Raw genomic sequence first — 13282 nt, forward strand, 5'->3', positions numbered from 1 at the left:
ATGTTTCGTGTTCAGACGTTAAATCAAATTGCGGAAAAGGGTTTGCAAATTTTTGATGGAAATCACTATGAAATTGGAGACAAAATAGGTCATCCAGATGGTATTTTACTTCGCAGCTATTCTTTACATCAAGAAGCGTTTTCAGAAGATTTAAAGGCAATTGCAAGAGCTGGTGCCGGTGTAAATAATATTCCTGTTGAGCGTTGTACGGAAAAAGGGATTGTAGTATTTAATACGCCAGGGGCTAATGCGAATGCAGTGAAGGAACTTATTATCGCAAGTCTTATTATGTCTTCCCGTAATATTATAAACGGAGTGAGCTGGACGAAAGAGTTGGATGGAGAAGAAGTACCACAGCTTGTTGAAGCTGGGAAGAAGCAATTCGTTGGATCAGAAATTGCAGGGAAACGTTTAGGTGTTATCGGTCTTGGCGCAATCGGTGCTTTAGTTGCGAACGATGCGTTAGCTTTAGGGATGGACGTTGTCGGATACGATCCGTATATATCTGTTGAAACAGCATGGCGTCTTTCTACGCAAGTACAAAGAGCGTTTAGCTTAGATGAAATTTTTGCAACTTGTGATTATATTACACTGCATATTCCACTTACGAATCAAACGAAGGGGATTGTTGGTGAACACGCTATAGAGACGATGAAAAAAGGAATGCGTCTATTCAATTTCTCAAGAGGAGAACTTGTAGATGAAAATGCTCTTCAAAAAGCGTTAGAAGAAGATATTATTACACATTACGTAACAGATTTCCCGAATGAAAATGTTATAAAGATGAAAAATGTAACAGCGACGCCTCACCTTGGTGCATCTACGTCTGAGTCTGAAGAGAATTGTGCAGTAATGGCAGCTCGTCAATTACGTGAATATTTAGAGACAGGAAATATTCGTAATTCAGTAAACTATCCAAACGTAGAGCTGCCGTATATCGGAAAGAAACGTATTACAATTATGCATCAAAACGTTCCGAACATGGTAGGACAAATTACAGGATGTTTAGCAGAACATCATATTAATATTGCCGATATGATTAATCGTAGTAAACATTCTTGGGCATACACAATGATTGATATTGATAACGGAATTGATGATATAATTAAAGAGAATATTGTAGAAAATATAAGCAAAATTACAGGTGTTGTAGCCGTTCGAATGATTGTGTAAAGGAGTGAGGAAAACTTGGCAAAAATCCGACCGTTTCGGGCCATTCGTCCAGTAGGAGAAAAAACAGCGGAAGTTGCAGCTTTACCGTATGACGTATTAAATAGTGAAGAAGCAAGAGAGGTTGTAAAAGGGAATCCGTATTCTTTCTTACACGTTGATAAAGCAGAAATTGATTTAGACCCGGCACTTTCACCGTACGATGATCGTGTATATGAAAAAGCGGGTGAAAATTTAAATCGATTTATACGAGAAGAAGTATTCATTCAAGACGAAGAGCCAGCATTATACATTTATGAACTGACGATGCAAGGAAGAACACAATCAGGCCTTGTCGTTTGTACATCGATTGACGAGTATGAAGATGATACAATTAAAAAACATGAAAGAACGCGTCATGAAAAAGAACTAGATCGCATTCGCCACGTAGATGTGTGCGATGCAAATACGGGTCCTATCTTTTTAACGTATCGTACAAAAGAAGAAGTGAAACGTTTAATTGCAAGCTGGAAAGAAGAACATACGCCAATCTATACATTTACAGCAGAAGATGGTGTGAAGCATGTTGCGTGGAAGATTACAGATGAAGAAGTAATTACGACTTTAGTAAACGCATTTGAAGACATTCCTAATCTTTACATTGCAGATGGACATCACCGTTCTGCATCAGCTGCAAAAGTAGGGCTAATGCGAAGAGAACAATATCCGAATTACACAGGAGAAGAGGAATTTAATTTCTTCTTATCTGTTTTATTCCCTCATGATGAATTATCCATTTGGGACTATAACCGAGTTGTGAAAGATTTAAATGGCTTATCAGAAGAACAGTTTTTAAAGCAAATTGCACAATACTTTTATGTAGAAGAAGCAGGGATATCTCCATATAAACCAAATGAGCCAAAAACATTTGGGATGTATGTAAACGAGAAATGGTATAGGCTCACAGTGAAAGAGGAAACATTTGACGCGAATGATCTCGTGAAAGGTTTAGATGTATCTATTTTACAAGATCATTTATTAAGCCAAGTACTTGCAATACATGATCCGCGTTCCGATTCACGCATTGATTTTGTCGGAGGAATCCGCGGGTTAGAAGAACTAGAACGTCTTGTGAAAAGTGGTGATTATAAAGCAGCGTTCTCATTATATCCGACATCAATGGAAGCTTTATTAGCAATCGCAGATGCTGGAGAAGTGATGCCACCAAAATCAACGTGGTTTGAACCGAAACTGCGCAGTGGGTTGTTTGTTCATTCGCTAAAATAAATATAGACTTCTATAGTTTTGAAAAACCGAGATGATTTTTAATTTCGGTTTTTCTTATATAAAAAAGAAACATCAGTTTAGTTAATTAGGAACTGTTTTTAAGGAGGGGAATGAATGAAATTGCAAGTAGGCGAAAAAATCACCTTTGAACGAACTTTTACAAAAAAAGATGTTGTTTTATTTACAGAAGTATCTAAGGATGAGGGTATCCATCATGTTACACCAGATGAGCAAGGACGATTTGTTGTACAAGGACTTTTAACATCAACACTGCCTACGAAAGTGGGCGGTGATTATAACGTATTAGCGCGCAAGATGGATTTTGAATTTTTACGCCCTGTTTATAGTGGTGATACGATTCGTTGTGACGTAACCATTGAACAATTTGAGCCCGATGAAAAAAATCGAACAAAAATTATTGCGCTATTTACATGTAGGAATCAACTTGAAAAAAAAGTAATGAAGGGGAGTTTTTCGGGGATTATTCTTTAGTTAGTAGGAAAAGTAATGAATAAGTGGGGGCCCATGCCTCTCAGGCTTAGATTTTTAATTCCCCCCTAACGAAAATTTTATGCATCGTTGAATACTGATAATAAGACGTTATGTAATATACTCTGTTCTTTTCTTAACTATTAGAAGAATAGTTGAATAAGCTCGTCAACAAAAAGGACATTCCTAGTATTACAAGAAATGTCCTTTCCACTAAATTATAGGATATTTTGCTAAAATTCAAACTCTAAAATTAGTTTACTAGTTTGACCTGTAAACTGATAATTATAGGACCCTCTCAGATTTTCTAAGTTACCGGTAGCTTTAATAATTGTTCCTGGAGAATCTAGATTTCCTTTATCAAATATTCCTTGCTCTATAGCTGTAAATGTCCCTTGTTGCCCCTTATAAATTCCTTCAAAGTGTAAAAATCCAGAAATTTTAGCAGTAGCCAAGTGACCATCATTTATATTTGAGTCTAAATAATATAATAAGTATTCAACAAAAGCTTTTCCTTTTAATTCACCATCAATATCATATTCAACATGGGCGATATTAATAGGGAAATATTTTCTAGTATCATCGATTAGTTTTTCATCCCATTTACTTACTGTAAATGTTACTTCCATACACGTAATCTCCCTCCAATTATATACTTTTAAAAAGTATCAATTCACTGTCATATCTCATAGGAGTGTTTTTATTTATTGGGGTCCTACCATATCGCTATCAAGCTAACAAAATAAAATACTCCCTAAAATGAAAAAACACGCTATTTTTTCTGTAGGATCAGGAAAACATAATTATAAAACTTATGGCTATACTTATTTAAAGTTTTCTTTTACTCCACGCCACTCTCTAAAATAGAGAAAGACCCATTTTCACAATCAATTTCTGCCATCGCACCGTAAGGTAAAATAAACTTCGGCTCGGTATGGCCAAAATTTAAATTATAAAGAATCGGCAAATCTTCTAAATTATGCTCCTTCATTACTTGCAGTATTTCGTGTTTATATTCTTCATAATATGTTTCGTCTTTTGGTTTACCAAAAATGATGCCTTTTGCTTTTTGCAGAATACCTTGCGCTGCATAATTTCGTAACCAATACTTTATATAACTTGGTTCTGGATGATCTTCAGAGGTTTCAAAGAAAAGGATACTATTCTCCCAATGTTTTTTCTCAGGCCAAAGTTCCGTTCCTTTTGCAAATTCCAGTACTTCTATACAACCACCAATTAAACGCCCTTGTACAGTAGTAGAGCCTTGAAGTAGCTCATATCCATTGTTTTGCTGCATTGTACGCCTTTTATCCTTATTTACCTCTATCCATTCTAAACGCTCGCTCGTCCATTCATGAGCTGGTTGAATTTCGCCAATAACTTCATTTGAAAAGAGAGTCCGATTTACCATTTCAATTGTATATGGATCCATCTCTACATTTTCGGCAAAATCAGTTAAAATTGCTGGACCATAAAAAGAGGAAATTCCTGCTTTATGACAAAACAAGTGTGAAACGGTAACGTCAGAGTACCCCATAAAAATTTTCGGGTTTTCACGTATCACATTAAAATCTATATAAGGAAGTAAGCGGATGCTATCTTCACCGCCAATATTCGCAATAATTGCTTTCACGCGCGTATCCTTAAAAGCTGTCATTAAATCTTCCGCACGAGCCTGTGGATTGTTATAAATGAATTCGCTACCTTTTAAACTATTTGGCAGTGGGATAACCGTAAGACCGAAAACTTCTTCTAATCTCTTTACCCCTTGTTCATAACGCCATCTTATCTCAGAATCGCCTGCGCCTCCCCATGAAGGGCTTACTGTTGCCACGATATCACCTGGCTGTAATCTGTTTGGTTTTATTAACATGTTAACTCCGCTCCTACATAATGTAATGGACTACGACTATACAAACTGTAGCTTTGAAAAAATATGATGCATCACATTATTTTCTTCATCATCAATCCGTTTACCTGCTGTGATTCAAGAATTTAGCATTCGTGTTGAATATAGGAATAATCGATTTAAATTTAAAAATTATAGTATGCAACATTGCATAAGAAAGATGGTTGCTATTTTCTACAACCTGTAACTATAATAGTTACAGGTTGGTCGTATCCAATCAAAAATACAATCATCATGAATGGAGATGTTACATATGGGTATGAAAAAATTAATTTTAGCTGGTGCTTTAGGTATCGCAGCATTATCAGGAACGAATTTACCAGGGTTAGAACTGTCAAAAGCGAGTGCAGCTTCTATTGAATCAAATTTCTCGATGTTAGAAGGGCGAGTAGTAGAAGTAGATAACGGTGTAATTGTTGTAAAATCTAAGCAATATGAGGAACCTGTTAGTGTGTATATAGATTCCCTTTCAAATGTGAAAGTAGGGGATGAGGTTAAAGCTACTGGATCTATGATGCGTAATTTTACGGAATATATGATTGCAAGTACAGTTGAAAATACTTCAAATAAATTAGGCATGCACATGAAAGAAGACGGTTCTCCTGATTATGTAATTGGGGAAGTATCAAAAGTAGGAACGATGGAAGATGAAGGAGATAGTTCTACTAAATATGTCGTAGTTGAGTATCCATCGCTAAACGGGAAAAAAGATATTATTGATGTTTTCTTAACGAAGGGACAAGTATTTCATACAGGTGAGAAAGTGAAAATTGATATGAAGTATGTAGGTTGGGGCGGAAGTTCTATTAACTGGAACACAACGGACAACATTGAAAAAGTTCATGAGGTAAAGAGCGACGTTGAAAATAATGATGATGTTTGGATTTGGTCTTAATTAGACTTCTGTAAAAATGTATCATGCAGTACCCATCGAATGATCATATGTATGACAATTCGATGGGTACTTTTTTGTTTTATGTTTTTTTGAGAATAATGGATTTCCGATTAGAATATGATGTTAATACTGGAGCGAAGGTGAAAAAAACAATATGGAAAGAGGTGTTTAAGGGTGGAGCGAGATGAGGTTTATTTACGGGCTAAAAAAAGGGTAGAGAATTTACAAGCGTTTTATATTCATTTAACGGTCTATATTCTAGTGAACTTAATGCTTTTTATTATAAATATAAGCTCTGATTCAAGTAAATTATGGTTTTTATATCCACTTGCAGGTTGGGGGATTGGTATTGTTATACACGGATTGACAACTTTTCCATTTGGGATATTCGGAAAAGAGTGGGAAGAACGAAAGATTAAAGAATATATGGAGAAAGATAAGTAATTTTATTTCTGGAATGCATGAATATAAAATTTCATATAAATCTTTATGAACACACGCTTGATGCGAAGCCTATTCTATAGCTTCGCCTATTTGTTTTGTATTCGAAGTTTGTGCGAGTGAGTATTCATATTCATTTTTAAGCGTCAATTGCGTGTGAAATCAAAACTTTATTTGTAGTACATAATAAATACAGTTGTTTTACTTTTTTAATTACATGTGGATCTAAGATGAAGTTGATTTATTACCCTATATTAAAATAAAAATAAACCACTGTTCGATTTGAATATTCCACGATATAATGGTGAGAGTTTATGACAGAATAAATATTTACATAAGAAGTGAGGTACTGTATGAAAAAAAGAACGACAGACATTATTTTTATTATTATCGGTGCATTTCTTTTTGCGTTAGGTGTCAATTTGTTTGTTATCCCGAACGAGTTTGGTGAGGGTGGAGTAACTGGTATCACGATTATTACGTATTATTTATTTGAATGGTCACCAGGCTTAGTTAACTTAATTTTAAATGCGATTTTGTTAATAGCTGGTTATAAATTTTTGAATAAGATTACAACAATTTATACGATTATCGCTGTAGTTACGAACTCGCTATTTCTTCATTTAACAGAAGGATGGACAATTGCTTCGGATGAAATGCTCGTAAATGCCATTTTCGGAGGAATATTTATTGGGTGCGGGATTGGTCTTATTATTCGCGTTGGCGGAACAACAGCAGGTACTACCATCTTAGCAAGGATGACGCATAAATATTTAGGATGGAGCATTAGCTATGGTTTACTGTTCTTCGATTTAATTGTTGCGTTTTCATCTTATTTCATCATTGGTGCGGAAAAACTGATGATAACAATTATTATGCTATATGTAGCAACGAAAGTGATGGAATTTGTAATTGAAGGTTTAAATCCGAAGAAGGCCATTACGATTATTTCTGATAACCCGAATGAAATTGCCGGGAAGGTGACTACCTTAATGGGCAGAGGAGTTACCGTGTACTCAGGTCATGGCTATTACACGAAAACTCCGAAAGAAATTCTGTATATTGTTATTAATAAGCAAGAAGTAGTGAAGCTAAAACGGATTGTTCAAACTACAGATCCAGCTGCGTTCATCGCTATACACGATGTTCGTGACGTATTTGGAGAAGGATTTGTTGATATTTCTAAGGCTTAGAACTTATTTTTCATTAAAATAATCTTAATACTAAAACGTAAGAATCTATTTTGAATAATCTTTTTTCAAAATAGATTCTTTTTATTTATCTTAAAATGTTGGTTCGTTTTTCTTTTTCTTGCAAAAAAACCAATTGTTTCTTAATGTAAGAATGTAGAAGGATGAACAAGAGAGGGTTTAATGAAGATGATACATATTTTATTAGCTGATGATGACAAGCATATTAGAGAGTTATTACATTACCATGTACAAAAAGAGGGGTTTAAAGTTTTTGAGGCTGAAGATGGAAAGGTAGCTCAAGGCATATTAGAGAAAGAAAATATTCATCTTGCGATAGTGGATATTATGATGCCGTTTATTGATGGCTATACGTTATGTGAGGAAATTAGGAAGTATCATGATATACCTGTAATTTTATTGACCGCGAAAGATCAGTTAGTTGATAAAGAAAAAGGATTCATTTCTGGCACGGACGATTATATTGTAAAGCCATTTGAACCAGCTGAAGTAATTTTCCGCATGAAAGCACTATTGCGTCGTTATCAAATGCTTAGTGCTGATATTATTAAACTCCACGGAACGACAATTGACCGAAAAGGGTTTGAGGTGAAGTGTAACGGTCAAACGATTTTACTACCGCTGAAGGAATTTGAGTTATTATCACAACTTGCTAGTTATCCTGGAAGAACATTCTCGAGAGAAGAATTAATTGAATTAGTATGGGGAATGGATTTTGAAGGGGACGAACGAACAGTTGATGTTCATGTAAAACGTCTTAGAGATCGTTTCTCAAAACGAACAGATGATTTTCAAATTACGACAGTGCGCGGGCTCGGTTATAAGTTGGAGTTGAAATAAGATGAAATCATTGTATTCTAGATTTGTTTTTATGACGGTGGGGATTATGCTACTTAGTAGTGTAATTGGCTTTTTATTAACAAATGTATATTATCAAGTAAAGTTAAAACCGTACAATAGTGAAAAGATTTTAATGTATGCTGAGGAAGTAAAATCATTATATGAAAAGCAAAGTGAAGAAAATAAAGAGGCATACTTACAGTCTATTGCGAAATTAGGGTATGAAATTTATATTGTCGATGATCAAAAGAATGGAAAACGTATCGGTAATGCGTTTCGTAAGACGTCTATTAGTGATGATACCGTTCATAAAGTATTGAATGGCGAAACGTTTAATGGTGTTTCTACGTATCCAACACGTCTCTTTATTACAGGTTTTTTCGATAATGAATTAATAAATAGTGTCGGCGTACCAGTGCAACACGGTGATAAACAGTACGCTTTATTTATTCGTCCTGACATTCAGAACCAATTTGGCGAGATGCGAATTTTCTTAGCGGTATTACTTGGGTTTATCGTACTATTAAGTATTATCTTTATAGCGATTGCAGCAGGTTATATCGTTCGTCCAATTCGAACATTTACGAGAGCGACTCAAAAGATTGCAAGTGGTGAATATGATATCGAATTAGATGAAAATCGAAAAGATGAAATTGGTACACTAGCGACTAATTTTCAAAAGATGACAAAGAGCATTAAAGAATTAGACCAAATGAGACAAGAGTTCGTTTCTAACGTGTCGCATGAATTTCAATCGCCGCTTTCTTCCATACAAGGTTTTTCGAAAACATTACAATCGGAGAATATGAGTGAAGAGGAAAGAAAACGTTACTTGAAAATTATTGAGGGCGAAAGTAAGCGGATGTCTAGTTTATGTAAACAGTTACTTACGCTCGCTTCATTAGATAAAGAAGAGAAAGTTCTACAAATGAAAGAGTTTCACTTACAAAAGCAAATTAAAGACGTCATTTTTATGCTCGAATGGAAATGGCGTGAAAAAGATATAGCTGTCGAATTTGATGTGCCGGACATCATCATAAACGGTGATGAAAACTTACTTCATCAAGTATGGAGTAATATTTTTACGAATAGCATTAAGTTTTCAAATGATGGCGGAACCGTTGAATTTGTTGTAGAAGAATTAGAATCAAGTGTGATGATTTCTATATCAGACAACGGAATTGGTATGGAAAGAGAAGAAATGGACCGTATATTTGATCGTTTTTACAAAGTAGATACAGCTAGGGCAAGAAACGTAGAAGGTAGCGGTTTAGGGTTGTCAATTGTGCAGAAGATTGTTGAACTGCATCAAGGAACCGTTTCGGTATATAGTACGAAAGGGGAAGGGACGACTGTTCAGGTGGAGCTTCCTAAATAAATGAAAAAGAAGACATGTGAATGTACATCATGATTATCATTGTAGTAACGTGTATTCAATGTCACACATAATATCAAAAAAGTACATCACTTATATATTTAAAGACACATAAATATCAATAGTAAAGATAGTACGGGGTGAATGCCCCTACTATCTTTTTTTATCTAAACAGATAAATTTAAAATACATAGTCATAATAGATAATCTATGATATTAGGTATATTATTTTATGGTGGAGGACGTAGCCTTGGTGCGAGGACCTTGACTTTAAGTATTTAAAGGAGTTAGTAGTTAAATGACAATATCCCTTAAGCAAAAAAATAAAGGATAAATAGCATGAGGTTGTATCCATTAGAGAAGCACAAACAGATAATGGGACAATGTACTATCTTAGGGATGAAAACTTGGACTTTATACCATTGGCCAATAAATAAACTTTTTAATTCAACTAACTGGCATAGTTGAAGAAGGAATTTCTCTAAACTTTGAAGAATTTATATTCAAAAATATGTTAAGGAGCTTGTCAATTATATGGAATCCATTAGCAAAAGCGAAGTGAAGCTACGAGATATCATAGAGGAAGATCTTCCTATCTTTTTCGAACAACAACTAGATTCAACGGCGAACTATATGGCTGCCTTTACAGCTAAAGACCCCACTGATAAGGACTCATTTTTTGACCATTGGACAAAAATTATCGCTGACGAGACCATCACAATTAAGACTATATTATTCAATGGCATTGTCACTGGACACGTCTCGAACTTTGAACAGTTCAGCGAACCCGTAGTAAGCTACTGGATTGGGAAGGAATATTGGGGTCAAGGTATTGCAACTTTAGCGTTGTCAGAGTTTCTGGAGTATATTAAGATACGCCCACTCTATGCTCGTTCCGCTAAAGATAACCTCGCCTCCATCAGGGTATTGGAAAAATGCGGGTTTAAAATCATCTCTGAAGATAAGGGTTTTTCCAACGCAAGAGGCAAGGATGTTGAAGAATTTATTTTGAAGCTTGAACCTTATGATATGTAATTTAATACCTCAATTCGTATTTGATGAAGATGAATATAGGACAGAGATTAATAAAATCTTATTGAACTAACGCATGGCATGCGTTAGTTCAACAAAAATTAAAAAAGCCTGTATCAACGATTACTTGGTAATCAACGATACAGGCTTTACCTTTTCCGAAAAAGAGCTTGAACAAAATTCATTTGAGGGTAAATTACTGGACATCATGCTTCATGATGCGTATCATACAGGCCAAATTATTCAATTAAGGAAGATGCAGAGGGTATGGCCATCAAATCGTAAACTGAACGTTTTAGTTATTCCATTAAAGGGCGCTATTGTTGAATAAAACTTAGATTTTTAAACAACTTTATTGATATATTTTTTAGTGAAGTGAAGTATCTTACATACAAAATGAAATAACTATATTTTTAACCCCGTCCTATATTTAGAACGGGGTTATGCTTGTTTGAGATAAAAAAATAAATAATTTTATTATCACTACACATTACGGATTAGATAATATTTTCTTTCTGCTATAAAGCCGCACCTTTCCCGCGCTCTTCCTTAAAACGAACTCCAAAAGTATCCGCTGTAATTTCATCAGCTTTCGGCAATGAATGTAATTTCGGATGAAGTAGCCATACGAGAGAAATGAATAAAATCCCGATGCTAGCGAGCGCGAAAATGAGTTGGCTACTAAATACATTTGCAGTGTATCCACCAATTAAAGAACCGAACGGCATAGCGATTGTGCCCATACTCCGTGTGACTGAATTGATGCGTCCAAGGTATTGATTTGGAATTACAATTTGACTAATTGTCGCAAATAATATGTTGGTGGCACCAATTGGAATCCAAGCTAGGCCGAATAAGAAAATAGACAGCCATTGAAACGGTACAATCGTAGAGAGAAACCAAAAGATAGCGCCAGTCGCAAAGCCAATAATAGAGACACGGCCAACATTACGTTTGCCAACCCATGAACTGAATAATGCACCAATGAGACTACCTGCTGATATAGCAGCTAAGAAGAAGCCATATGATTTCACGCCTCCTAAAGAATCAGCGAAAGAAGGGAGTATCGCCATCGTCATACCGATTGAAAAATTAGCGACGACTGAACCGATTAAGAATACGCCCATTAATGAACGGAAGACGATTGAAAAACCTTCTTTTAAATCAAAGAAATATTGCTTAGTTGACAGTGATGTGCCCGTTTCGGTTTGTTTTGGCATTTTTAATGAAAAGAACAAAAGGGCAGTAATCGCGAATGTGAAGGAGTCGATTACATATAAAGTGATTGCGCCAAGTAGAGCGACTAATATTCCAGAAAGAGTCGTGCAAATTAAATCAATGCCTTGATACGCAAATGAAAAGAGTGAATTTCCTTTTAATAATTGTGTTTTATTCAGTAGAAGTGGTAAAGCTTTTGATTGTGCGGGATAGGCGAATTGTTCGATAAAGGCTACGATGGGCATGATGATGAGTAGTAGTTGGACTGTTAGTAGGTCGAAGTAGTGTGTAATAGGAATAATCAAAATAAGAATGCATTGCAAAACTTGTGTGATGACGAGGGTGTTTTTAATCGACCATCTATCAACGAATGGACCAGTAAGAAATTGAAGTGCAGAAGGTAATAATGTAAGGAAACCAGCCAATCCAGAATAAAAAGGATTACCACTAAGTTCATATACGAGCCACATCGCTGCTACATAATACAAGCTATCTCCTATGTTTGTAAAAATTCTCCCTAAAAATAATAAGAGGAAATTCCGGTTCTTTAATAAGTCCATTTTATCTACTCCTTTATAATAAAGTGAAACTTTAATCAGTGGGAGGTTCATCCCCACTGATTATTAGTTGAACCAATCGGGCGTTTACGGGCAGTTAATCTCCCACCTAACTTCTTTGCTCCAGCTGAATTTTGAGGTGGGAGTCTTACTGCCCGTTAATGCGGGATAAATTTATTCGGTAAAATAAAATTGACCGTTGGTGTAAAAAAAATCGTATCACGATTTTTCTTCTTTTTTAACAAATCGCTGCATTGCTCGCTCATCGATTTGCAGTGCAGTAGTAGAAATGTAATAAGATTTACTATTTGGATCTTTATCCGCATCTTTTGTGATCTCGTTTAATTCAGCCATCACTTCATAAAACTTTTTCACCCACACTTGAAATTGTTCTGGCGTGGCATCAAACTCCCAGCAGGATGAAACGTAATTCCACTCAGCAGGGTCTTCACTTACTTTTCGTAATGTAAAAGCTTCTTCTGGCGCAGCGAGAATATGGCTTTTCGTCATTTCCGTCATTTGTAAAAAGATTTGGCGACCTGATTCGCTTAATATTTCTACATGAGGTAATAGTTCTGCAGCAGGGGTAAAGCCTTTAGCGACAGATTGATAAAACTTTTGAATGATGCCATTCTTTTCTTCTGTATATACGATTTCTATAAGGCCATTCTTCTCTAATTCTTTTAAATGATAATGAATTTTTGCCCTTGAAATGCCGAATTTCTCAGATAGCAGTTGTCCTGTATAAGGACGTTCGCATAGACGCATCATCATTTTGGCACGTAGTGGATCGCTTATTGCTTTTAGTTGGCTATAAGTAGTTAGTGTTAACATGGGCTTCAAAATGATCAACTCCTCAAATAAAATTACTCGGTCAAG

The 13282-nt window shown here is 35.5% G+C and carries 13 protein-coding genes; 9 read left to right on the forward strand and 4 right to left on the reverse strand.

The window, feature by feature from the left end; translation table 11 throughout:
* From SJY24_RS14320 to SJY24_RS14330, 3 genes are all read left to right on the forward strand, one after another.
* Positions 1 to 1173: a 3-phosphoglycerate dehydrogenase family protein gene (locus SJY24_RS14320; protein ID WP_377865090.1), complete on the forward strand. Its 1173-nt coding sequence runs from the start codon at positions 1 to 3 to the stop codon at positions 1171 to 1173.
* 15 nt (positions 1174 to 1188) lie between these two features.
* Positions 1189 to 2436: a DUF1015 domain-containing protein gene (locus SJY24_RS14325; RefSeq protein ID WP_377865091.1), complete on the forward strand. Its 1248-nt coding sequence runs from the start codon at positions 1189 to 1191 to the stop codon at positions 2434 to 2436.
* Between the two features lie 114 nt (positions 2437 to 2550).
* Positions 2551 to 2928, forward strand: a complete 378-nt coding sequence (locus tag SJY24_RS14330) for a hotdog family protein (RefSeq protein WP_377865092.1) — start codon at positions 2551 to 2553, stop codon at positions 2926 to 2928.
* A 230-nt stretch (positions 2929 to 3158) separates the two neighbouring features.
* Here SJY24_RS14330 and SJY24_RS14335 read toward each other — a convergent pair whose 3' ends face one another.
* A complete protein-coding gene (locus tag SJY24_RS14335) occupies positions 3159 to 3554 on the reverse strand; it encodes a DUF3224 domain-containing protein (RefSeq protein ID WP_377865093.1) in 396 nt (131 codons plus the stop codon).
* Positions 3555 to 3766: 212 nt separating this feature from the next.
* Complete coding sequence (locus SJY24_RS14340; protein WP_377865094.1) at positions 3767 to 4798, reverse strand: S66 family peptidase; 1032 nt, start codon at positions 4796 to 4798, stop codon at positions 3767 to 3769.
* Between the two features lie 289 nt (positions 4799 to 5087).
* Between SJY24_RS14340 and SJY24_RS14345 the strand changes: the two genes are divergently transcribed.
* From SJY24_RS14345 to SJY24_RS14370, 6 genes are all read left to right on the forward strand, one after another.
* Positions 5088 to 5729: a hypothetical protein gene (locus tag SJY24_RS14345; protein WP_377865095.1), complete on the forward strand. Its 642-nt coding sequence runs from the start codon at positions 5088 to 5090 to the stop codon at positions 5727 to 5729.
* 174 nt (positions 5730 to 5903) lie between these two features.
* Positions 5904 to 6173, forward strand: coding sequence for a 2TM domain-containing protein (locus SJY24_RS14350; protein ID WP_000438998.1), 270 nt, complete (start codon positions 5904 to 5906; stop codon positions 6171 to 6173).
* Positions 6174 to 6523: 350 nt separating this feature from the next.
* The gene (locus tag SJY24_RS14355) at positions 6524 to 7363 is read left to right on the forward strand and encodes a YitT family protein (protein ID WP_000747487.1); all 840 of its coding nucleotides are present in this window, start codon (positions 6524 to 6526) and stop codon (positions 7361 to 7363) included.
* Positions 7364 to 7543: 180 nt separating this feature from the next.
* On the forward strand, positions 7544 to 8221 hold the full coding sequence (locus SJY24_RS14360) for a response regulator transcription factor (protein WP_000781976.1): 678 nt from the start codon (positions 7544 to 7546) through the stop codon (positions 8219 to 8221).
* 1 nt (position 8222) lies between these two features.
* Positions 8223 to 9599, forward strand: a complete 1377-nt coding sequence (locus tag SJY24_RS14365) for a sensor histidine kinase (protein ID WP_377865096.1) — start codon at positions 8223 to 8225, stop codon at positions 9597 to 9599.
* Positions 9600 to 10130: 531 nt separating this feature from the next.
* Positions 10131 to 10631, forward strand: a complete 501-nt coding sequence (locus SJY24_RS14370; RefSeq protein ID WP_377865097.1) for a GNAT family N-acetyltransferase — start codon at positions 10131 to 10133, stop codon at positions 10629 to 10631.
* Between the two features lie 515 nt (positions 10632 to 11146).
* Here the strand turns inward: SJY24_RS14370 and SJY24_RS14375 are convergent.
* Together SJY24_RS14375 and SJY24_RS14380 are read right to left on the reverse strand one after the other, a co-directional pair.
* Positions 11147 to 12406, reverse strand: a complete 1260-nt coding sequence (locus tag SJY24_RS14375) for an MFS transporter (RefSeq protein ID WP_377865098.1) — start codon at positions 12404 to 12406, stop codon at positions 11147 to 11149.
* Between the two features lie 216 nt (positions 12407 to 12622).
* Positions 12623 to 13246: an ArsR/SmtB family transcription factor gene (locus SJY24_RS14380; protein ID WP_377865099.1), complete on the reverse strand. Its 624-nt coding sequence runs from the start codon at positions 13244 to 13246 to the stop codon at positions 12623 to 12625.
* Positions 13247 to 13282 lie beyond the last annotated feature (36 nt).

The sequence above is a fragment of the Bacillus sp. R86525 genome (assembly GCF_042466195.1).
Taxonomy (GTDB): domain Bacteria; phylum Bacillota; class Bacilli; order Bacillales; family Bacillaceae_G; genus Bacillus_A; species Bacillus_A nitratireducens.